The sequence below is a fragment of the Vibrio sp. LQ2 genome, assembly GCF_023920125.1.
Taxonomy (GTDB): domain Bacteria; phylum Pseudomonadota; class Gammaproteobacteria; order Enterobacterales; family Vibrionaceae; genus Vibrio; species Vibrio fluvialis.
Genome location: NZ_CP085308.1, coordinates 1,927,620 through 1,948,570 on the forward strand (window position 1 = coordinate 1,927,620; position 20,951 = coordinate 1,948,570).

The 20,951-nt window shown below is 50.6% G+C and carries 21 protein-coding genes; 15 read left to right on the plus strand and 6 right to left on the minus strand.

Annotation, left to right across the window (positions count from 1 at the left end; all coding sequences use genetic code 11):
- The first annotated feature begins 172 nt into the window (after positions 1–172).
- The 14 genes from LGV68_RS09040 to LGV68_RS09105 all read left to right on the plus strand — a co-directional run bounded on the left by LGV68_RS09040 (position 173) and on the right by LGV68_RS09105 (position 12,455).
- Complete coding sequence (locus LGV68_RS09040; RefSeq protein ID WP_252536581.1) at positions 173–520, plus strand: helix-turn-helix transcriptional regulator; 348 nt, start codon at positions 173–175, stop codon at positions 518–520.
- 409 nt (positions 521–929) lie between these two features.
- The gene (locus LGV68_RS09045; RefSeq protein ID WP_020329055.1) at positions 930–1,130 is read left to right on the plus strand and encodes a DUF1656 domain-containing protein; all 201 of its coding nucleotides are present in this window, start codon (positions 930–932) and stop codon (positions 1,128–1,130) included.
- An 8-nt stretch (positions 1,131–1,138) separates the two neighbouring features.
- Positions 1,139–2,002 (plus strand): HlyD family secretion protein, encoded by an 864-nt coding sequence (locus LGV68_RS09050; RefSeq protein ID WP_024375152.1) that lies wholly within the window; start codon positions 1,139–1,141, stop codon positions 2,000–2,002.
- 5 nt (positions 2,003–2,007) lie between these two features.
- The gene (locus LGV68_RS09055) at positions 2,008–4,065 is read left to right on the plus strand and encodes an FUSC family protein (RefSeq protein ID WP_203344090.1); all 2,058 of its coding nucleotides are present in this window, start codon (positions 2,008–2,010) and stop codon (positions 4,063–4,065) included.
- Between the two features lie 277 nt (positions 4,066–4,342).
- Positions 4,343–5,059 (plus strand): carbonic anhydrase, encoded by a 717-nt coding sequence (locus LGV68_RS09060; protein ID WP_165881308.1) that lies wholly within the window; start codon positions 4,343–4,345, stop codon positions 5,057–5,059.
- A gap of 565 nt (positions 5,060–5,624) precedes the next feature.
- Complete coding sequence (locus tag LGV68_RS09065; RefSeq protein WP_024374459.1) at positions 5,625–6,023, plus strand: ATP synthase subunit I; 399 nt, start codon at positions 5,625–5,627, stop codon at positions 6,021–6,023.
- Positions 6,024–6,794, plus strand: coding sequence for a F0F1 ATP synthase subunit A (gene atpB, locus LGV68_RS09070; RefSeq protein ID WP_020329061.1), 771 nt, complete (start codon positions 6,024–6,026; stop codon positions 6,792–6,794). It begins immediately after the preceding gene.
- Positions 6,795–6,849: 55 nt separating this feature from the next.
- Complete coding sequence (gene atpE, locus LGV68_RS09075; protein WP_004727739.1) at positions 6,850–7,086, plus strand: F0F1 ATP synthase subunit C; 237 nt, start codon at positions 6,850–6,852, stop codon at positions 7,084–7,086.
- A 44-nt stretch (positions 7,087–7,130) separates the two neighbouring features.
- Positions 7,131–7,601: a F0F1 ATP synthase subunit B gene (locus LGV68_RS09080; RefSeq protein WP_020329063.1), complete on the plus strand. Its 471-nt coding sequence runs from the start codon at positions 7,131–7,133 to the stop codon at positions 7,599–7,601.
- Positions 7,602–7,609: 8 nt separating this feature from the next.
- Positions 7,610–8,152 (plus strand): F0F1 ATP synthase subunit delta, encoded by a 543-nt coding sequence (locus LGV68_RS09085; protein WP_047460367.1) that lies wholly within the window; start codon positions 7,610–7,612, stop codon positions 8,150–8,152.
- Positions 8,153–8,164: 12 nt separating this feature from the next.
- Positions 8,165–9,700: a F0F1 ATP synthase subunit alpha gene (gene atpA / locus LGV68_RS09090; RefSeq protein ID WP_024374457.1), complete on the plus strand. Its 1,536-nt coding sequence runs from the start codon at positions 8,165–8,167 to the stop codon at positions 9,698–9,700.
- A gap of 30 nt (positions 9,701–9,730) precedes the next feature.
- Positions 9,731–10,591: a F0F1 ATP synthase subunit gamma gene (gene atpG, locus LGV68_RS09095; protein WP_020329066.1), complete on the plus strand. Its 861-nt coding sequence runs from the start codon at positions 9,731–9,733 to the stop codon at positions 10,589–10,591.
- 22 nt (positions 10,592–10,613) lie between these two features.
- Positions 10,614–11,999, plus strand: a complete 1,386-nt coding sequence (atpD, locus tag LGV68_RS09100; protein ID WP_020329067.1) for a F0F1 ATP synthase subunit beta — start codon at positions 10,614–10,616, stop codon at positions 11,997–11,999.
- 15 nt (positions 12,000–12,014) lie between these two features.
- A complete protein-coding gene (locus LGV68_RS09105) occupies positions 12,015–12,455 on the plus strand; it encodes a F0F1 ATP synthase subunit epsilon (RefSeq protein WP_020329068.1) in 441 nt (146 codons plus the stop codon).
- An 85-nt stretch (positions 12,456–12,540) separates the two neighbouring features.
- Here LGV68_RS09105 and LGV68_RS09110 read toward each other — a convergent pair whose 3' ends face one another.
- From LGV68_RS09110 to LGV68_RS09120, 3 genes are all read right to left on the minus strand, one after another.
- Entirely contained in the window at positions 12,541–13,155 is a 615-nt protein-coding gene (locus tag LGV68_RS09110; protein WP_020329069.1) for a porin family protein, read from the minus strand.
- 224 nt (positions 13,156–13,379) lie between these two features.
- The gene (locus LGV68_RS09115; protein ID WP_252536583.1) at positions 13,380–14,444 is read right to left on the minus strand and encodes a nitronate monooxygenase; all 1,065 of its coding nucleotides are present in this window, start codon (positions 14,442–14,444) and stop codon (positions 13,380–13,382) included.
- A gap of 39 nt (positions 14,445–14,483) precedes the next feature.
- On the minus strand, positions 14,484–15,110 hold the full coding sequence (locus LGV68_RS09120; RefSeq protein WP_020430345.1) for a LysE family translocator: 627 nt from the start codon (positions 15,108–15,110) through the stop codon (positions 14,484–14,486).
- Positions 15,111–15,493: 383 nt separating this feature from the next.
- Here LGV68_RS09120 and LGV68_RS09125 point away from each other — a divergent pair, with 383 nt between their 5' ends.
- The gene (locus LGV68_RS09125) at positions 15,494–16,732 is read left to right on the plus strand and encodes a DEAD/DEAH box helicase (RefSeq protein WP_252536585.1); all 1,239 of its coding nucleotides are present in this window, start codon (positions 15,494–15,496) and stop codon (positions 16,730–16,732) included.
- Positions 16,733–16,987: 255 nt separating this feature from the next.
- Here the strand turns inward: LGV68_RS09125 and LGV68_RS09130 are convergent, their stop codons facing one another.
- The 3 genes from LGV68_RS09130 to LGV68_RS09140 form a co-directional block, all read right to left on the minus strand.
- Positions 16,988–17,620 (minus strand): response regulator, encoded by a 633-nt coding sequence (locus LGV68_RS09130; RefSeq protein WP_024374452.1) that lies wholly within the window; start codon positions 17,618–17,620, stop codon positions 16,988–16,990.
- A complete protein-coding gene (locus LGV68_RS09135; RefSeq protein WP_222728212.1) occupies positions 17,617–19,002 on the minus strand; it encodes a HAMP domain-containing sensor histidine kinase in 1,386 nt (461 codons plus the stop codon). The genes LGV68_RS09130 and LGV68_RS09135 overlap by 4 nt, the downstream gene beginning before the upstream one ends.
- 193 nt (positions 19,003–19,195) lie before the next feature.
- A complete protein-coding gene (locus LGV68_RS09140) occupies positions 19,196–20,740 on the minus strand; it encodes a methyl-accepting chemotaxis protein (RefSeq protein ID WP_289781614.1) in 1,545 nt (514 codons plus the stop codon).
- Positions 20,741–20,951: the final 211 nt, after the last annotated feature.

Sequence of the window (20,951 nt, forward strand, 5' to 3'; positions counted from 1 at the left end):
CGCGTTGTCGACTGACTGTTTCTTCATCAACCTGAGCATGACATTGGTGGCGATCTGGCTTCCATAACCATGGACTGTGGGAAATCTTGGACAGAAACTCACTTTCGATTGACATACGGTTTATGGGTTTTTGTCATTTTCATAGCATTAGGTGATGAATTGAGGAAACACAATGGAATTTGGCCCAGAGGATCGTATTGCTCTGTACGATGTTTGGATGTCCCAAAAAGCAAAAATGCATCTGACGCAGATGGAAATGACCAAAAGACTGGGGGTCAGTCAGGTCGAGTTTTCAAACATTTTGCGTGGCAACGCACCGCTGACGATGGCGTTTGTTACTAAGTTTTGTCAGCAGCTGCATGTGGAGCCACATAACGTGCTGCCGACGCTGAAGAATAAGTTCATCTCGGGTGAGCATCTGGTTCACCTGCAAAACCGCGTCACGGTCGATGGTGAAATTCAGTGTGTTCTGATTGATGGTAATCAGGTCATTATTGAATACACGCATCTGGCACGATGAGCAGCGCGTAGGCTTCTGATATGAAGAACAAAACCGGGATCTGCCCGGTTTTTTTGTCACCGGATGAGTGACGATTTTTTCTTTGTCGTCACGAGTGTGCGTCCTGATTGGTGCTTGTCCGGAAAGAAACGCCGGCGCAAACTAAGACCAAACTTAGAATAAAAACAGTCGCCAGCCGTCAGTTTAGTTACGCTCAACCGTCTTACTTTTTGTTGCCGGACTCTTTCCTGAAATTCCTTAGTCATCATTACGTGATGCTTGCTGCACAACGCAGAGACTTCGGCTAAGGCAAAGAGCCCGCCGCTCTGCTTGCCACGCTGCACGTCGCCGCTGACTCCGCATTCTTCGTTCCATATTCTGATTTCTGCTGTTCTATACTTCTAATCTAACCCATTGAGATTATTTCGTTATGTTTGAAGAATTAGCACTGGGAGGCTTACTGTTCAGTCCGTTGGTGGTGTTTGTGCCAATGGCGTTCATTCTTTCCTGTCTGACCCGCTTCGTGCTGCATACAACGGGTGTTTACCATCTGCTGTGGAAAGCTGCCTGGTTCGAAGTGGGGCTGTTTGTTTGTTATCTGGCTGTAGTTGTTCATTTTTTCGGGAGTTAATGTTGCGCATGGGAAAATTATTTCGAATCTCGCTGACTCTGGCGGTGGTCATTATTGCCGTCATTGCTGGTCATTGGGTCTGGAACCACTACCTCTATTCTCCCTGGACACGCGACGGACGCATTCGCGCCGAAGTGATCACCATTGCGCCGGATGTTTCCGGCTGGGTGAAAACACTCAATGTGAAAGATAACCAACCAGTGACGAAAGGCGACTTGATTTTCAGTGTTGATGACACCCGTTATCAGGCCAAAATCAAAGAGTTGACCGCGCAGGTTGAAAATAAACAATATTCACTCGATTTGGCTCGCCATCAGTACCATCGCCGCCAGCAGTTAACCGATAAAAAACTGATCAGTGAAGAGACAGTGGAAAGCGCGCGCATCAATACCGAACTGGCACAAGCGAGTCTGGATATCGCTAAAGCTCAGCTGAACAGCGCGCAAATCAACCTCGACCGCACTCAGGTTCACGCGCCAGCCGACGGTACCTTGATTAACCTCAATTTGCGTGAAGGTAACTACGTCAGTCAGGGCAGTTCGGTGATTTCGCTGGTCAAAACAGATTCGTTTTACGTGACGGGCTATTTCGAAGAGACCAAACTGCCGCTGATCAAAGTGGGGCAGAAAGCCAAGATTAGCCTGATGAGCGGCGGTGAACCGCTGACGGGGTCGGTGGTGAGCATCGGCAAAGCGATTGCCGACAGCAACACCAGCAGCAACGGGCAGTTGTTGCCTCAGGTGCAACAAACTTTCAACTGGGTGCGACTGGCACAGCGTATTCCGGTCGATATCAAACTGGATCCGCTGCCGGAAGGCATCAACATCAGCGCCGGGATGACGGTCTCCATTTATCTGCAAGAAGCTGAGTAAAGCCCATGGGTGTGTTACTCAACAGCCTGTTAATGCCGGATAAACGGGCGGTGCTGTTTGCGATCAAAGGGGTCATTGCGATGGCGTTGTCGCTGTATATCGCTATGTTCCTCAATCTGGATCGTCCTTATTGGGCGCTGGTGTCGGCGGTGTTTTTGCAAATCCGTCCGGAAGGCGGTCTGGTGATTGAAAAAGGTTTGTGCCAAATCGTCGGTACTCTGATCGGGGGTATCGTCGGGATTGCCATTCTCAACTGGTTTGCACCGTATCCGGAAATTGCCCTGCCTTTGCTTGCGCTGTGGCTGGGTTTTAACTCCGGTATGGGCGCCATGGTGCGTCGTACTAACTTCATTTACGCTTTTGCGATGGCGGGTATTACCGCCTGTCTGATTGTGTTGCTGGTGATGGTGTCACCGTCGACCGCCAGCAGTCAGACCATCTTTCAAGTCGCTCAGGCGCGCGTGAGCGAAATCATCGTCGGTGCTATCTGCGCGGCGTTGGTGAGTAAACTGATCTTCCCGATGGAAGTAAAAGATGGCCTGCGCACTCATGCGCGCAATGTGATCAACCAAACGCTGAGTTATCTGAGTCTGGAATTAGACAAAGACGGATCCCACGAAAACCGGCATCAGCACATTGATGCGATCCTGGAATCGATTGCGGTGATGAGCGATGACTTGAGCGCAGTGGTATACGAAGGTCCGGAAGGCCCGGGACAGAGTAAAGCCGCCAGCCTGATTTGTAATAAGACCCTGTCGCTGCTTGCGGTGATTCAGATTTTTGGTCGTCTGCAACGCAAACACTCGGAACTGATCGGCGATGATTTGGCGCAGATGATGGCAGAAATGGGCGAAAGCTTCAGGCGCATGCAGGCCACGACGGATTATGAAGCGTGCTACAAACTGGCTCAGACACTGCGCCGCCGTCAGTTGGTGTACAGCAATCAGGCTGTCGACCTCACGCCGTTACAATCCCGGTTGATGAAAGTCTCGCTGGAACTGAGTGCCGATCTGGTGATGATCCTGAAAGGGTATAACGCACTGATCAGTAAAGAGCCGGTCTTGCTCAATGCACCGAATCTTAAGCCCTACAAAGACCCGCTGGTGGGATTGACGACTGGCCTGCGCACCATGGTGGTCTTTTCTGTGGGCGCTGGCGTGTGGGTCGGAACGGGCTCGAGTGCGGCGCTGATGATGATGATCCTGCCGGTGACCTTCTCCATCATGATGGCGCGCTTACCGCTCACCATATTGATGATAGTGCTACAACGCCTGCTACTTGGGGTGATGATCGCGGTCCCTGTGGCGATTTTTTATGGCCTTGGTTTGCTGGCGCAAAGTAGTGGAGATTATGAGCTGCTGGTGATGATTCTCGCTGGTCCGTATTTCTTTGGTTTGCTGGCGCTGGCGAACCGTCCGACCCTGCCATACGGCCTTGGCTTTTGCATTCCGTTTACCATCTTGATCAGCCCAAGCAACAACATGACGCGTTCGTTTTCGATTGATTCCACGCTCAGCAATGCGCTGTCGATTTTTGTCGGCGTGACGGTGCTGTACTGGATGTTCAAGATGATTACTGGCCCTGGGCTGCAGTTGATGCAGCACCGCCTGATGCGCGCAACGCAAAAGGATTTGCGAGAGCTCATGTCCCATCCTGCGCCGGATCACTGGTTTAACGCCCGAATGGGGGACCGCTTGCTGCGCATTGCTACCTACGACAAAAGCATGGCCAGTCGCACGCGTGACATCACGGATTTAGCGTTGACGGGTCTCAATCTGGGGCATGTGTCGATTCGTTTGCGCCGTTTAATTTCGGGGGTGAAAAGCAGCAAGGTGGAAACAACGCTTGATGATTGGCAGCAGGCGCTGGCGGATGCCTTCTTCCTCTGTTCTAAAGGCAAAACGACACGTCGGTTCAGCCAAGTCAGTGATGCACTGTTGCAAGCGCTGCGTGAAGCGAATCTCCCGAAAGGCCAGTTTGAAGTGGTGGAAGGGATGTTTGAGCGCCTAGCGATGACCTTCGAGCGCAGCGCCCAAACCATCGCCGAGAATCAGGCTCAGTAACCAGATTAAGTCCCACAAGGAAGTGAACTCAGGCAGTGCTCCGGCACTGCCTTTTTTATGCGTGTAGCACGTATTCTACTGATAAAACAGGTGGTTAAGGAAATTAGGCGTACTCATCATGCTTGGCTTGTGCGCGCATTGAGAACACCCTTCCAATTTCCGGCATCAATCTAATTTTTCAGCATACACCCAGATTGAAAAGGGTCATTACTATGCAGCGTTCACTATGACGGTGAGCTGAGTATCGAGTGCAAACATACAACTTCAAGGAAAAATGATGAAAAAATTATGGTTGGCAATGTCAGTAAGCGCACTGTGCGCGGCAAATGTACACGCGTCTGAATGGGGGTACGAAGGCGCTCACGGGCCTGAGCATTGGGGAGCAGTATCTCCGGTGTGCGCTGCTGGTGTGAACCAGAGCCCGGTTAATATTGATGACGCCGTTGAGGCACAACTGGCGCCTTTAGCTGTGCATTATGCCGGTGTGGTGACCTCTCTGACCAATAATGGCCACACGTTGCAGGCCAGCGTCAGTGGCAACAATACGCTGAGCGTGGATGGTAAAACCTTCACGTTGCAGCAGTTTCATTTTCACACTCCGTCAGAGAACCTGATTAAGGGGCACCAATACCCGCTGGAAGCACATTTTGTTAACGCGGATGCCGAGGGCAATCTGGCGGTGCTAGCCGTGATGTTTGAGGTTGGTAAAGAGAATTCCGCACTAAGTCAACTGACTCAGACATTACCGAAAAAAGGTCAGTCCCAGCTGTTGAGTAACGCATTTCCAGTCAACGATTTGATACCACGACTGAATGATTATTATCGATTTAATGGATCGCTGACCACACCACCGTGCAGCGAAGGGGTACGTTGGTTTGTACTTAAACAACCGCAGGTGCTCTCTGCGCAGCAGGATCAATCACTGATGCAAGTGATGGGACACAACAACCGACCCGTTCAGCCTCACCATGCCCGAGTGATATTAAGCAACTAGTCGCACTAAAAATAAAATAAATAAGAGTAAAAATGAATAACCTCGTTAATTTAAATAACGGGGTTATTTAAAATTTGTTTAAATTAACTTCGATATAATAAATCCCGCACAAAAAAAGAACCACTCTAAACAACGTGTTTAGAGTGGGATTCTGGTAAATCAAAAAAATTAGCTTTTATTTGGGTTCATATTACCAACACATAATAACTCGCGCCGATGGGTTCACAATCCATGTGATAGAGCTATGTCTGCATTGCTGTACAAACTTGCTTTTTAATCTATCCCCAAAAATTGAGAAAAACAAATAAATATCACCTTCAAAAATGGAATGATAATTTTCAGCTTTTTGGGATTCAAACCGTTCGAATTATGGGTGTATATTTTTTTGGACTCGAGGGAAAGGTTGTTTATCCCGAGTTATTCTTATTCTGTGAAATATAATTATCAATCTGAATTTAATTCTGTGAAATTTAATTATCAGGATATTTTAAATTAAACTTAATAAGGACTTTTTGTGAATTTTAATTATCAGAATAAATTGTAATTTTAATTAACAAGGTGGTTTATGGAAGCAAGTAGTACCAGCAATGCCATTATGGTGGCAGGCAAGAGGATACTGTGTGCTCAGACGGTCTTAGGGTTGTTATTCATTGGATTCGAGTATTTTCGATATGGAACGTTAAGCGCAGAGTCTGCGTTCACCGGTGTCGTTATCGCCGTGGTGCCGTCCTTGATCGGGATGTTACTGGCGTCCATTAAATCGAAGTTCAAACCCACGGAGAGTTTACGCGACTTAATGAACTTAAGCCGCAACATCAAAGTGATATACACCATCCTGATGTTTGTATTGACCTTTCGATTCATGGCTCTGCGCAACATAGTGGTCTTGATTGCATTCAGTGTGACAATGCTCGGGCATTTCTTCACGCCGATGTTTAAGGACAAGGCCGAAAGGAAAGCATAGATGGAGAAGGTTCAATCGGCTCATGAATACATTGAGCACCACCTGACCTTTCTTACCTCTGGCGAGGGTTGGTCAGGCATCAATATCGATTCCATGATCATGGTTTGGGTTCTGGGAATTGCCTTCATTCTGGCGTTCCGTTTTGCAGTCAGCAAAGGAACCAAAGGAGTACCAGGTCGTTTCCAATGTTTTATCGAATTGATTTTTGAATTCGTCGAAAACATTGTCAGCGAGATTTTTCTGGCCAAAGACAAGTTGATTGGCCCGCTGGCTCTGACGATATTTGTTTGGGTATTGCTGATGAACGCAATCGACTTATTACCGATTGATTTTATTCCAGCTATCACTCGAATGTTGGGGATTGGTCACTTTAGAGATCTACCGTCTGCAGACGTGAATATTACGATGTCTATGGCACTCGGTGTATTTGCTTTAGTGATTTTCTATACGTTAAAAAACAAAGGAATTAAAGGGTTTATTAAAGAGTTAACTACGCAACCTTTTTCTCATCCTTTGTTATATCCAGTTAATTTTGTGTTAGAACTGGTAACGTTAATTTCAAAACCTATTTCATTAGGTTTGCGATTATTCGGCAACATGTACGCAGGTGAAATGATATTTATCCTGATCGCATTAATGCCGTGGTGGATGCAGTGGGCATTAAGTGTTCCATGGGCATTATTCCATATTTTAATCGTTGTTCTTCAGGCTTTCATATTCATGGTTTTGACCGTGGTTTATTTAGGCATGGCTGTAGAAGAACACCACTAATTTATTTCTCAAATTTATTTAATTTTAACTTGTTGATTCAATTCTAGGAGTTGTTATGGATATCGTTAGCGCAGTTCTGTATGTAGCCGGTGCACTATTGATTGGTTTAGGTGCCGCGGGTGCAGCCGCAGGTATCGGTAACCTGGCAGGTAAATATCTGGAAGGTGTCGCGCGTCAACCTGATTTGACCCCAATGCTTCGTACCCAGTTCTTCATCATGATGGGTCTTGTGGATGCGGTACCAATGATTGGTGTGGGTATCGGTTTGTACATCATCTTCGCCGTAGCGTAATTCGAAATTAATCGTCAAAAACACGTTATGAATGTGAGGGTGCTATGAATATCAATGCCACTATGCTCGGCCAGGCGATCTCGTTCGTGATCTTCGCGTGGCTGTGCATGAAATACGTCTGGCCACCACTCGTCAAACTGCTGGATGAGCGCCGCGCCGAAATTGCTGAAGGTCTGGCTCAGAAAGAGAAAGCCGTGAAGGAACTTGAGCTGGCGAAAGCCAACGGTGCCACCGTGATTGCCGAAGCGCGCGAGAAAGCGCAGGCCATCATTGCGCAAGGTCAGCAGCGTCAGGACCAATTGGTTGCTGAAGCGGTGGAACTCGCCAGACAAGAAAAAGACCGCATCATTGCGGAGGGCAAGGCGGAAATCGATAACGAACGTAACCGCCTGCGTCAGGAACTGAAAGCGGAAATGGCCGACCTGGTGATCGAAAGCGCCAGCAAGCTGATCAGCCGTAATCTCGACAGCACTGCGAATCGCGATCTTGTGAACCGATTCATCAGTGAAATGTAGGAGGACGCATGTCTGACTTAACTGTCGTCGCTCAACCTTACGCCAAAGCAGCGTTTGATTTCGCCAAAGAGATCGACGCACTGGACGAATGGCAGCAAACGCTGACCATCGCCGAGATGATTCTGACTCAACCCAACACCGTTCTGATGCTCAATGAGCTGGACGAAGAGAGCTCTGAACAGCCGCTGCTGGAGATGATGCTGCAAGTGGGCGGTGAGTTTATGAGCCAGTACTTTCAGAACTTTCTGAAAGTGATGGCCGAGAATCGTCGGTTAAAGGCGTTGAGCGAAGTCCTGAGCCAGTTCCGCGAGTATATGGCGGAATTCCAACAAACCATGAATGTGACAGTGTGTACCTCCGAGCCGCTGGATGATGAGCAAGCATTGCAGCTTACTCAAGCATTAACGCAGCGCTTTGGCAAAACCATCACGCTGGAACAACAACTGGATCCATCCCTGGTAGGTGGTGTGGTGATTAAAGCCGGCCAAACCGTGTTTGATGGCAGCGTCATCGCGAATATCGGCCGCCTCTCGACCAACCTACATGTGTAATGGGGTAAAGAAATGCAATTAAATTCAAACGAAATCAGTGAATTAATCAGACAGCGTATCGTCAACTTCGACCTTGAAAGCGAAGCACGTAACGAAGGTTCTATTGTCTCTGTCAGCGACGGTATCATCACCATTCACGGCCTGTCTGACGTGATGCAAGGTGAGATGCTGGAACTGCCGGATAACCGCTTTGCACTGGCGCTTAACCTGGAGCGTCACTCGGTCGGCGCGGTGGTCATGGGCCCTTACGCGGACCTGTGCGAAGGCATGAAAGTGAAAGGCACCGGCCGCATTCTGGAAGTGCCAGTAGGTAACGGCCTGCTGGGTCGCGTGGTGAACACGCTCGGTCAACCTATCGACGGTAAAGGCGCGATCACGTTCGATCGAATGGAACCCGTCGAAGTGATTGCACCGGGTGTTATCGACCGTAAATCGGTCGACCAACCGATTCAAACTGGCTACAAAGCCGTGGATTCTATGGTGCCAATCGGTCGTGGTCAGCGTGAGCTGATCATCGGTGACCGTCAAACGGGTAAAACCGCGATGGCCATTGACGCCATCATCAACCAGAAATCTCTGGGTGTGAAATGTATCTACGTGGCAATTGGCCAAAAAGCGTCAACCATTGCCAACGTGGTTCGTAAACTCGACGAGCACAACGCACTGGACAACACCATCATCGTGGTGGCCTCTGCTTCTGAAGCGGCGGCGCTCCAATACCTGGCACCTTACGCCGGTTGTACCATGGGTGAATACTTCCGTGACCGCGGTGAAGATGCACTGATCGTTTACGATGACTTATCTAAACAAGCGGTAGCGTATCGTCAAATCTCCCTGCTGCTCAAACGCCCACCAGGCCGTGAAGCATTCCCGGGCGACGTGTTCTACCTCCACTCCCGTCTGCTGGAACGTGCAGCGCGCGTGAACGAAGCGTACGTGGAACGTGCCACCAACGGTGAAGTGAAAGGCAAAACCGGTTCATTGACGGCGCTGCCAATCATCGAAACCCAGGCGGGTGACGTGTCAGCGTTCGTTCCGACCAACGTGATTTCGATTACCGACGGTCAGATCTTCCTGCAAACCCAACTGTTCAACTCGGGCCTGCGCCCGGCGGTTGACCCGGGTATCTCGGTCTCTCGTGTCGGTGGTGCAGCGCAAACCAAAGTCATCAAGAAACTGTCTGGTGGTATTCGTACTGCACTGGCGCAGTATCGTGAACTGGCGGCGTTTGCTCAGTTTTCTTCCGATTTGGATGAGACTACGCGTCGTCAGCTTGACCACGGTGAGAAAGTGACGGAGCTGATGAAGCAGAAACAGTACTCACCGATGAGTGTGGCCGAGCAAGCGGTGGTGATTTTCTCTGCCGAGAAAGGGTTCCTGAGCAACATTGAGCTGCATGACATCGCCAAATTTGAAGACGATTTGCTGGCATACGCGCGTGCAAACGCGGCAGAACTGCTGCAAACCATCAACGCGACCGGCGATTACAACGGCGAAATCGAAAGCCAGTTGTTTGCGCTGATGGAAGCGTTCATGGCACTGCAATAAGGGCATTGCATCACTCAGTAGGAGGCCTTTATGGCAAATACGAAAGAGATCCGCACCAAGATTGCCAGTGTTCAGAATACCCAGAAGATCACCAGTGCGATGCAGATGGTGGCCGCGAGCAAAATGCGCAAGGTACAGGACAACATGGAAGCATCGCGTCCTTATGCTATCAACATGCGCAAAGTGATCGGCCACGTGTCATCTGGCACGCTGGAGTACAGTCATCCGTTCCTGCAAGAGCGGGAAATCAAACGTGTGGCGTACATCATCATCTCTTCAGACCGCGGCTTGTGCGGCGGTTTGAACTCCAACCTGTTTAAGCAGGTGTTGACGGAGATGCAGGATTGGCGCGCCAAAGGCGTGGAAGTGGATACCACACTGATTGGTTCAAAAGCGATTGGCTTTTTCCAATCGATGGGGAAATCCATTGCGCAGACTTCGGGTCTGGGCGACAAGCCAAAACTGGAAGAGATGCTGGGCACCGTGAACGCCATGATGGAGCATTACTCCGAAGGCAAGATCGATCGTCTGTATATGGTGTTCAACCAATTTGTGAACACCATGGTGCAAAAGCCCCGCGTACTGCAACTGCTGCCGTTTCCGAAAGAGGATATCGAGCGTGATCAGAACAGTCGCTGGGACTACATCTACGAACAGTCACCTCAGGACATCCTCAACCATCTGATTCACCGTTACGTGGAATCACTGGTGTATCAGGGTGTGGTTGAGACTATCGCCTGTGAGCAGGCTGCGCGAATGGTGGCGATGAAAGCTGCGACCGATAACGCGGGCCAACTGATTGAGAACCTGCAACTGGTGTACAACAAAGCACGTCAGGCTGCGATTACCCAAGAGCTGAGCGAAATCGTTGCAGGCGCCCAGGCGGTTTAGAGAGAAATTTGAGGTTTTTATTATGAGTATTGGCAAAATCGTCAAAGTGATTGGCGCGGTTGTTGATGTGGAATTCGAGCAAAACCAAGGGCCGAAAGTCTACGACGCGCTGAAAGTCATCGGCGGCAACAACTCGTCACTGATGCTGGAAGTACAGCAACAAATGGGTGGCGGTATCGTACGTTGTATCGCTATGGGGTCATCGGATGGCCTGAAACGTGGCATTCAGTGTGAAACCACCGGTGGCCCGATCACCGTGCCTGTGGGTGAGAAAACCCTTGGCCGTATCATGAACGTGCTGGGCGAGCCGATCGACGAATGTGGTCCGATTGGTGAAGAGCAGCAATACGAGATTCACCGTCCGGCGCCAAGCTACGAAGAGCAGGCCAACAGCACCGCGCTGCTGGAAACCGGCATCAAAGTCATTGACCTGATTTGTCCGTTCGCAAAAGGCGGCAAAATCGGTCTGTTCGGTGGTGCGGGTGTCGGTAAAACCGTCAACATGATGGAACTTATTAACAACATCGCTAAAGCGCACTCCGGCTTGTCCGTGTTTACCGGGGTAGGGGAACGTACCCGTGAAGGTAACGACTTCTACTACGAGATGAAAGACGCTGGCGTACTGGACAAAGTGGCGATGGTGTATGGCCAGATGAATGAGCCACCGGGTAACCGTCTGCGCGTGGCGCTGACTGGCTTGACCATCGCGGAGCGTTTCCGTGACGAAGGCCGTGACGTGCTGCTGTTCGTCGATAACATCTACCGTTACACACTGGCGGGCACCGAAGTATCGGCGCTGCTGGGCCGTATGCCTTCAGCGGTAGGTTACCAGCCAACATTGGCTGAAGAGATGGGCGTGCTGCAAGAGCGTATCACGTCAACCAAAAATGGCTCGATCACCTCAATCCAGGCGGTATATGTACCTGCGGATGATTTGACCGACCCATCGCCAGCGACCACCTTCGCGCACTTGGATGCGACGGTAGTTCTGTCTCGTAACATTGCTGCACTCGGCCTGTATCCTGCGATTGACCCACTGGACTCCACTTCGCGTCAGTTGGATCCACAAATCGTCGGTCAGGAGCACTACGATGTGGCGCAGCGCGTGCAGATGACTCTGCAACGCTACAAAGAGCTGAAAGACATCATCGCGATTCTGGGGATGGATGAGCTGTCGGAAGATGACAAACGTCTGGTTTCACGCGCCCGTAAAGTGGAGCGTTTCCTGACTCAGCCTTACCACGTTGCTGAAGTGTTTACCGGTCAGAAAGGCGTGTTCGTTCCGCTGAAAGACACCATTTCAGGCTTCAAAGCGCTGCTGAATGGTCAGTACGATGACATTCCGGAACAGGCATTCCTGTACTGCGGTACCATCGACGAAGTGCTTGAAAAAGCCAAAACGCTGTAATTGGCAGGAGGCAACATGGCGATAGCTGTTACACAAAACACGTTTCAACTCAACGTAGTGAGTGCTGAAGGCACCTTGTATTCTGGCCCCGCGCATGGCCTGGCCATCGCTGGCGCAGATGGTGAACTCGGGATTCGCCCGGGCCACTCTCCGCTGATCAGCAAGATCAAACCGGGTGTGGCGCGTATTGTTGGTGACTTGCATAAGCCAGAGGAGATCCTCTATGTCTCTGGCGGGTTGGTGGAAGTGCAACCGGATATCGTCACTGTACTGGCCGATACCGCGCTGCACAGTAAAGATATCGACCGGGCTCGCGCAGAAGCGGCACGCAAAGCCGCGGAAGAGAACATTCGCCACCACGGTGACGATTTCAGTTTCGCGCAGGCGCAGATTGAGCTGACCAAAGCGCTAGCACAGCTGCGCGCGGTAGAACTGGCCATGCAAGCCCGCCGTTAACTTTCACTGCAAAGCCAATGAAAAAGGCACGTTCTAGTGACGTGCCTTTTTGTTTTCATGTGCATGCCGTGCGTTTGGTTAACTATTAGAAGTGATAACGAATACCGGCATAACCGCTATTTAATGCAATATCAGTATCTTCGATATCGACAAGAGCTACGCGGTAACCGAGATGCAAATCAATGTGGTCGTTTAGCAATATGCCAAATTCCGCACCATACTGGAAAGCCGCTTCCGATTTGGATGCGGAGATCCCGTATTGTGTTGCTGTGGCGTCAATATCAACAGTCCCTAAACCGGCAATTAATGAAACGTATAAATCTGCGTAATCGTAAGACACAATAAATTTCGGTCTGGCATTGATGAAAAATGCATCCCCTTTAACATCAAGTTGGCCTGCGTAATTGACCTCTCCAAAGTGACGGTACTCCAATTCAACCCCCAGTTTTACTACCTTGTGAGTGTTAAACTCGTAACCCGCCAATAAGTTGTAACCAAAGTCTCCGAAATCAGCTGACTCGTCAACGGACGACCCCTTATATTCCAATTCGGTATTGTTATAGAAAGACAGCCCAGCACCGAGGTAAACACTGCCTTGGGACTTCTCTTTAGAACTCTCAATTTCTTCTGTTTGCGCTACTACGTTTGAACTCAAACCCACAATTGTAATTGCTGACACTAGCCACTGATTAAATTGCATACATTCCTCTGAATTTATTGTGTTTTATGTGAAAAATGCCAAATGATTGGCAATGTGGCAGACGATAGCATGTGCATATATTTAATATGCAATTTGTTGTGATAAGAATGACGGTGGCAACAAAATAGTTTATTGCACACATAACGTTACAGTATGACACACCGTCACAATCAATATTGTAACCGAGAGCCATGGAACCAGAGAGGAGGCCCCATGGTGAGATGTCACCGAATCGGCAACATGCCGCTTTCTGTGGCCAGCAACAAGGTCAGTTCGGCGGCGGAGATTGCCACGCAGCCGGATGTGTTTTGCCCACACCAGAGCGGAGTGAAATCGTCACGGCCTTGCTGTTCGGCTAACGTGCGCAGTGCGGACATCTCGGCTGACGCATACGGAAACTGCGGTGCGAGTGAAGAAAGATAGTTCAGATCGCGCATGGCGCGGTTAACGATACCGCGCGCTGGTCGTCCGGAAAACACATTGGTTAAGGCGGTGTGCTTGGCGCAAGCGCCCGAAATGGCGCTGCGGTGCAGGGGGGAGGTTTTGGCTTCGCTACACAGCATATAGGCTGTGCCCAGTTGTACGGCTTCGGCGCCCAGTGTCATGGCGGCTTTAATGCCACGGCTATCGGCGATACCGCCCGCGGCAATCACCGGAACACGCACATTGTGGGCGATTTGTGGTACCAATGCGAATGTACCGAGTTGCGTGGTCACATCGTTCGTCAGGAACATACCCCGATGTCCACCCGCTTCCGCGCCCTGAGCAATGATTGCGTCGGCACCGTGCGCTTCTAACCATAGCGCTTCCTGTAATGTGGTGGCTGAAGAGAGCACCGCGCACCCCCAGGATTTTACTCGCGCTAACAGGTCCGGTTTCGGTAATCCAAAGTGAAAACTGATCACGCGTGGCTGGTAGTGTTCAATCGCGTCAGCCATTTCATGGCTAAATGGCAGTCGGCTGGCGCCGCCGCTATGGTTTTCAGGCTCGCTGCCGAGCTCGTTAAAATAAGGGCGCAGGGTATCGCGCCAGATTTGCTGCTGCCGCGCATCTTGCTCAGGCATCTCATGGCAGAAGAAATTGAGGTTGAACGGTTTGTCTGTCGCAGCCTGAATCGCCTCGATTTCAGCAACAATCTTGTCCGCGCTTAACATTCCGCACGGCAGTGAACCTAAGCCACCAGCTTCACACACCGCGATGGCTAACGCGCTGTCTTGCACACCTGCCATCGGGGCTTGGATTATCGGCAGTTCGCTGCCGAGCAATTCAGTGATCTTACCTTTGTACATCGTACTTCCTTTCGTTTCGTATCGGATTTAGTGGTTGGCTTAACGGTCGCTGACGGCAATTTTGCCCGCCAGACCAATCAGCAGTACGCCCGATACGCCTTCCAGGGCTCGTGAATAACGGCTTGCTTTTGGGCTACCCAGCAACCAACTGCCAGCCGTGGCGTAGAGCACATTGCACAGCGTCGCCAGCACACTGAAGACTAAGCCGAAAGTAAACAGTTGCATGCTCGCAGAGCCTGTTGAGAGGTCGATAAATTGCGGAAGAAAGGACAAAAAGAACAGCGCTACTTTCGGGTTGAGTACGCTGACAATAACGCCTTGCATAAAGATATTTTGCGGCGCTTTTGCTTGATGGTCGAGGCTGAGCTGGCTGCCGCCACGCCACATCGCCAACAGAGATTTTATGCCGAGATAGACCAGATACGCCGCCCCAAGCCATTTGACGACAGTAAACGCCATTGCTGAGCTGAGAATCAGCGCCGACAAGCCCAAACACGCAGCCAACGTGTGAACCACATAACCCACACCGAGCCCGAGCGCGGCTTTCATACCCGCGGCCATTTTCCCTTTCATGGTGTTAGAGACGATATAAATCACATCGGGGCCTGGGATCAAATTGATCGACAGACAGGCGATTGTAAACAGCAGTAACGTGTGGTGTTCCATTCCTAAGTTCCATGTGGTTTGACATCGATTAACGTGCGTGATGACTGGAAATGAGTCAAATAGATTGTAATTTAGGCGACTGAAACTTTGATAGCAACGACAACACGGTGCATAAAATGCGACGCATTGCACTTCAAAAAATCAACGGCTTGCGCACATGGCTTGACGTTCGCGGCTTAGAGATGGCCTTGAAGTGCGCTTTTTACACCAAGGAACCATTTACAATGTAAACCTACTTGAAAGCGCAGCATTTCGGCGCTGCTTGCTTTCAGCGCCTAAAATAGGATGGTTCACCCCGTAGATTGTGGTAGAGTCCGCGCCTGCGTTTTCCCGCTTTTTATTGTTTCTATTGCCTCTTCAACCCAAAGCACAAGGTTCCGCTAATGCCATTTTCTACTCTCTCATTGAGTTCTGAGCTAATTCACGCACTGCCAAAAGACGTCAAGAAGCCGACCGATATTCAAGCGTTAGTTATTCCAGAGTTATTAGCTGGCAAAGACGTGTTGGCATTGGCGAATACCGGCAGCGGCAAAACGCTCGCTTATGCTTTGCCGTTGTTAGACAAACTCACCGCAAATCCTCAGCAAAAAGCGCTGATTCTTGTGCCAACGCGTGAGCTGGCAATCCAAGTGAGTGAAGCGATCAACCAAGTTGGTCAAGCGCTTGAAATCAACGCGGTGTGTTTGTGTGGCGGCGTTGATAAAGCGCAACAGCAGCAGGCGCTCGCGACAAATCCTCATATTCTTGTCGCGACGACCGGTCGTTTGGTTGATCTGGCGAATAACGGCTTGGATTTGAGCCATATTCATACCCTCGTATTGGATGAAGCCGACCGTTTGCTAGACATGGGCTTTTGGCCGGATGTACAAAACATCGCGATGCAAACCGCCAATCAGCGCCAAACGGCAATGTTCTCAGCGACCTTCTCTGATGCGTTGAAGGAAAAAGCGAAGCAGTTGATGCGCTCACCCAAACAGGTGGCTGCGCATCAAGAAAACAGCACCAATCAAGACATCACTGAAACGCTGTTTTTAGTCAATAAAGGCAGTAAAACCAAAGCGTTGATTGAACTTGTCCAACAAAATGCTTGGACGCAGGTGTTGGTCTTTATCGGTGCGAAAGAGAACGCCGATGGCTTAGCGAAGAAGCTCAATAAAGCGGGTGTGTCAACCACTGCGCTGCATGGTAATAAGAGTCAAGATGAGCGAGAAGAAGCGCTGGCTCAGTTTAAATCAGGTCAGGTCAACGTACTGATCGCCACGGATCTGTTAGCGCGCGGCATTCACATTGAACAGCTGCCGGTCGTGATCAACTTTGAACTGCCCATGCATGCCGAAACATACGTTCACCGAGTGGGGCGCACCGCCCGCGCAGGCGAGCAAGGTGTGGCGATGTCGTTGGTCTGTCATGGTGAAATGGACGCACTGAACGCGATTCGTCACCTCACTCAACGTGCATTACCAGTGCAAGATTTGGCAGGCTTTCCTGTGACGGACAAACCGTCAACAGGTGAGAGTAAACGCGCACCACGTGATAAAAAGGCCAACCGTCGCACCAACAATAAGAGCAGTATTAAACAGTTTCAGGGTAAGGTGAAACGCCAAGCGCCGAAAAGCAAATAACCGAAAAGCCACGCCGCTGCGCTTCTACACCTCGAAGTGAGCCGCGTGGCTCTGTGTTATCTGGCGTTTGCTGGTGTCGTTAACACTTGTGGATGTCGCACCAACGCCTCATTCGATGTAACGGGCAGGATTTGCATAGGTTTAACGTTAACCAACAATCCGTGTTGAACGCTTGTCTCACGCGTGGTCACTGACTCGGTGGCGATTCAAGTGTTCGGTGCTCGGGACACCGAACCACTCAATCAGCGGGATGGGTTATTTCAGCAGGCTGGCGTAGATCTGCATGCCTTGTGCGGTCAGCGAATACACCCGGCCTTCTTCTTTCGATACCAAGCCACTGTTGACCAGTTGGCGCAGATGGAAATTGAATTTGGTGTGGTCTTCAATTCCGACCATACGGCACAAATCCATGAACTTCACTTTGCGGTGCAGCTTGAGCTGTTTAACCACCGTGCGACGAATCGGATTCGACAGGGCACTGAAGATCTGATCATGCTCGCTTTCGGCAATATCCGCTTTTGGTGCGTGCTCTGCGTGGACGCGCTTTAGAGTGACTGATAAAGCCGCGAGATTAAATGGCTTAGTGAGAAATTCATCGGCGCCTTTCTTCATCGCATCGACGGCAATATCCACCGTCGCAAATGCGGTTGTGATGATGATGCCGATGTTCGGTTGCAGGCGACGCAGAGTCGTCAGGGCATCAATGCCCGTCATTCCGCCCATCACGACATCGAATAGGGCCAGGTCAAACGGCTGCTTGGCGGCGATGTCGAGAGCGTCTTCCGCGTTGTCACAGGCGGTGACCGCGAAAGATTCTAAAGTCAGCGCTTCGATGAGCACTTCGCGAAGCTGCGGATCGTCTTCTGCGAGTAACAGTTGTAACGTCATTGCATTTTCCTCGGGATGCGAACTTCGACTGTGAGTCCATTATCGTGGTTATAAAGTAACAGTTCGCCGTTGTGTTGCGTAATGATTTGTTTGCACAGCGCCAGCCCCATCCCCGTGCCTTCCCCTTTGGGCTTGGTGGTAAAAAAGGGCTGAGTCGCTTTGGAAAGCAGAGATTCTGGCATGCCACCACCGCAATCCGTAAAAGTCAGAATGGCGTTGAGCTTATTCTGAAACCCCTGAATACGCAGTGATTTGTGAGTCTGACTGGCATCGACGCTGTTGCCGATAAGATTACTGAACACCTCTTCCAGTAACCCTGCATCGCCAAAAATCTTCAGTTGGCGATCGACATTCACCAGCAAGTCAAAACCTTCCAAGCGGTAATGATTGAGTGATAACGCCTGATCAATCACTTCCGCCAGCATTACTGGTTGGCGGTCAATTGGCTTGTGGTGTGCGTAGTTAAGGACTTCCTGGCTGATTTCCGCGGCGCGGCTCAGGCCGTAACGAATACGGTCGATTTGGCGCTTGTGATTGCTGTCGTGCGAGAGCTGATTTTCCAGTAAATCGCAGCTCATCATCGCACTGCTGATGGGCGTTTTGATTTCGTGAGCGATGGCGGAAGTCAGTTCACCCAATTCGCGGAGTTTGGCGTCTTGCAAGGAGAGTTGCAGTGCCGATTGCAATTGTTGGTCGTGTTCACGGTCAAACACGCGCATCGCATTCCACAGGCTGAGCAGAATACCGTAAGCACACAGCAGACGAATCACTTGCACCCGCTGCGCGGCATCGTCGGTCAGAAAACCTGCGCTGAACGCATAGCCAATCAGCGCAATGCCCAGCAGTTTGAATGCGCGTGACGAACCAAAGCCTTCAAACTCAACGCGGTCGGCGTAACTGTATGTCGCCAGGCCTGCCAACGTACTGAACCCTAAGCCGAATACCCAGCGAATATGGTTGCTGGCGTAATGGATAAACACGGGGAACGAGTAGTGGGTGTAGAGCCAGTAAATGCTGGCCACAAGAAGAAACAACAGCAGGATGATCGCCTTTTTAATCAATGCGATATGCTGCTGCGGCCACATGCTCAGCGGTAGCATTCGCCAGGCGAAATAGGCAAGTGGTAAAAACGACAGCCCCAGTTTGAACACGCGAAACGCGTCGATGCCGCGGGTCAGAATGAATTCGTGTTGGTAGAGATCGAAGTAGAGTTCGGTCCAAATGTGAAAAGCGTGGACAAGGCCAAACAGCGCAAAAATCGGCAGGACTTTGGCGATTCGAATGCTGCTGTTTTTGAGGTTTCGCGAGAATATGGCAAAGGAGGCGGCGAAAAAAGCCAGACCGGAAAGCAGGTAAAGTTTGAAGATGATGAGCATGTCCATTGCGCGAGTCTAAATGACATAAAAGACACTATCAATTGAGGAAATTACTCAAAACGTCACAGTTAGATTGCATGAATCGTCAGTGTGGCACGTGAATGTCACGGAATCGAAGGGATAAGAAGATAAAGCGGTTTGGTGAGGCGAATGGCCTGCGACGCGTGATGGCACGTCGCAGACCAGTAGTCAGAGCGGATCATTGCGGCGGATAGTAACCAAGGCGCATGCCGCCCCAATGTCGTCCGTTAACCATTACAGGCACAGAAATGTCATGCATCACTTCGCCTGTATCGCGTTTATAAGTCTGCAGCAACATGGTGTGAGTATGCTTGCCGCAGCGCAGACCGACGCGGTCACCAAAAATCCGTTTGGTGCGGTTTCTGGCCATGTCCACTTTGGGATCGCCCGTCAAAGCCTGACAGAACTGATTATTGTGGGTCGGTACGTAACCGTGATCGTCGGTGGCGATCGCGTACACCATTTCGCGGCGCTGTTTGATGATCGGCTCTTGCAGTTCAGGCAATACGGCATCGCAATATTGATCAAACGCGGTGTGATACTTGGCTGGCGAGGTATTGGCAATAGGCTTGTGCTGACGATCAAACAGAGCCTGTTCGGCGATCTTGCCCGATGCGATATCGGCTTCAAAACGCTCGCCTACCGCCTTCGCCAGTCCGGCGGCTAAATCGTAAAACGGACGGTGAATGCTCTCTTCAAAATGTTCCACCAACACCGCATTACTGTGTTCCGCAATCTGCATCAATTGTTCAGCTTCGCTTTGTAAATCAGACAGCTCGTTGTCGCTGTCGGACAATTCGCGCTGAATATGTTCAATAGATTCAGCAATCTGGCGTAGGCTGTGTTCGTTGGCAATCACATCCTGACTGATGCCGCTCATTTGTGACTCCACTTCCTGCGATTGGTGGGCGATGCTGTGCAGCCGCTGATTGACGCTTTCAACCCGAGTCACACCCTGTTCGACCTTATCGGACAGCGCGGTGATGGTGGCCGTCACTTCCTGCGTCTCATCAAAAATTTGTTGCACAATGCCGGATACTTCATCGGTGCTGCGCGAAGTGCGTTCGGCAAGGCTGCGAACTTCATCCGCCACCACCGCAAACCCACGGCCACTTTCGCCTGCGCGCGCCGCTTCAATGGCGGCATTGAGCGCCAGTAGATTCGTTTGCGCCGCAATATTTTCAATCACTTCGGCGACGGTTTTGATGCGGTGGACTTGCTGATCCAGCGTCTGGATTTGAGCTACAGACGTGGCTGTTTGCGCACTAATCTGTTGCATGCCTGCAATGGCCGATTCCAGCTCGCCGCGGCCTTCCTCGCTGGTATCGCGCATAGTCTGAGTGGCTTCCAGCGCAGATTGCACGCTGGTGGCCGTCACGGCAAGCGTTTCGGTAATCGCATTCGAGGTGTCAGCAATGGTGTGAATGGAGGAGACTTGGCGCGAGGTTTGCGCTTTCACCACATCAATTGCGTAGGACACATTGGCCGCGCTGACGGCGTTATTGTTGAGTTCGGCGGCAATCAACGGCGCCACAGCGTCTGCCTCTTTCATGAGTGAGTGCGAAGACACAGCGGTTTGCCCGGCGCGCTGCAATAGCAGCACGACAGCAGTGGTGAGAATAATCAGTGCGGCACTTTCAATACCAAGCCAGAGGCCGCCTGCCACTGCCAAAATAGCGCAGGCAGTGAGGCTCAAGCCAATACGTTGTTGAGCGGATAGCATACTTCGTCCTAGTCATTATTATTGTGATTTTTTATCCCTGCAGCTCCGTATTGCCGACAGCCGGGCCAGCGTTGAAACAGCAGAGTAGCGCCTAAACTATAGCGTGATTTTTACCTGTAGAACGTTGAGCTTGTGCTGCCTTTCACTAAAGTATGATTGCGCTGGATAGCAGATATGTTAGGCCGCCATTTTGCGCTTCACCCTCTATTCC

Excerpts from the sequence above, each read along its gene's own strand:
- atpA (WP_024374457.1), top strand. The coding sequence starts at position 8,165 with ATGCAATTAAATTCAAACGAAATCAGTGAATTAATCAGACAGCGTATC.
- LGV68_RS09120 (WP_020430345.1), bottom strand. The coding sequence starts at position 15,110 with ATGGAACACCACACGTTACTGCTGTTTACAATCGCCTGTCTGTCGATC.
- LGV68_RS09085 (WP_047460367.1), top strand. The coding sequence starts at position 7,610 with ATGTCTGACTTAACTGTCGTCGCTCAACCTTACGCCAAAGCAGCGTTT.
- LGV68_RS09115 (WP_252536583.1), bottom strand. The coding sequence starts at position 14,444 with ATGTACAAAGGTAAGATCACTGAATTGCTCGGCAGCGAACTGCCGATA.
- LGV68_RS09065 (WP_024374459.1), top strand. The coding sequence starts at position 5,625 with ATGGAAGCAAGTAGTACCAGCAATGCCATTATGGTGGCAGGCAAGAGG.
- LGV68_RS09060 (WP_165881308.1), top strand. The coding sequence starts at position 4,343 with ATGAAAAAATTATGGTTGGCAATGTCAGTAAGCGCACTGTGCGCGGCA.
- LGV68_RS09055 (WP_203344090.1), top strand. The coding sequence starts at position 2,008 with ATGGGTGTGTTACTCAACAGCCTGTTAATGCCGGATAAACGGGCGGTG.
- LGV68_RS09110 (WP_020329069.1), bottom strand. The coding sequence starts at position 13,155 with ATGCAATTTAATCAGTGGCTAGTGTCAGCAATTACAATTGTGGGTTTG.
- atpE (WP_004727739.1), top strand. The coding sequence starts at position 6,850 with ATGGATATCGTTAGCGCAGTTCTGTATGTAGCCGGTGCACTATTGATT.
- LGV68_RS09135 (WP_222728212.1), bottom strand. The coding sequence starts at position 19,002 with ATGGACATGCTCATCATCTTCAAACTTTACCTGCTTTCCGGTCTGGCT.
- atpG (WP_020329066.1), top strand. The coding sequence starts at position 9,731 with ATGGCAAATACGAAAGAGATCCGCACCAAGATTGCCAGTGTTCAGAAT.
- LGV68_RS09040 (WP_252536581.1), top strand. The coding sequence starts at position 173 with ATGGAATTTGGCCCAGAGGATCGTATTGCTCTGTACGATGTTTGGATG.
- atpD (WP_020329067.1), top strand. The coding sequence starts at position 10,614 with ATGAGTATTGGCAAAATCGTCAAAGTGATTGGCGCGGTTGTTGATGTG.
- LGV68_RS09050 (WP_024375152.1), top strand. The coding sequence starts at position 1,139 with ATGGGAAAATTATTTCGAATCTCGCTGACTCTGGCGGTGGTCATTATT.
- LGV68_RS09125 (WP_252536585.1), top strand. The coding sequence starts at position 15,494 with ATGCCATTTTCTACTCTCTCATTGAGTTCTGAGCTAATTCACGCACTG.
- LGV68_RS09080 (WP_020329063.1), top strand. The coding sequence starts at position 7,131 with ATGAATATCAATGCCACTATGCTCGGCCAGGCGATCTCGTTCGTGATC.
- LGV68_RS09105 (WP_020329068.1), top strand. The coding sequence starts at position 12,015 with ATGGCGATAGCTGTTACACAAAACACGTTTCAACTCAACGTAGTGAGT.
- LGV68_RS09045 (WP_020329055.1), top strand. The coding sequence starts at position 930 with ATGTTTGAAGAATTAGCACTGGGAGGCTTACTGTTCAGTCCGTTGGTG.
- LGV68_RS09130 (WP_024374452.1), bottom strand. The coding sequence starts at position 17,620 with ATGACGTTACAACTGTTACTCGCAGAAGACGATCCGCAGCTTCGCGAA.
- LGV68_RS09140 (WP_289781614.1), bottom strand. The coding sequence starts at position 20,740 with ATGCTATCCGCTCAACAACGTATTGGCTTGAGCCTCACTGCCTGCGCT.
- atpB (WP_020329061.1), top strand. The coding sequence starts at position 6,024 with ATGGAGAAGGTTCAATCGGCTCATGAATACATTGAGCACCACCTGACC.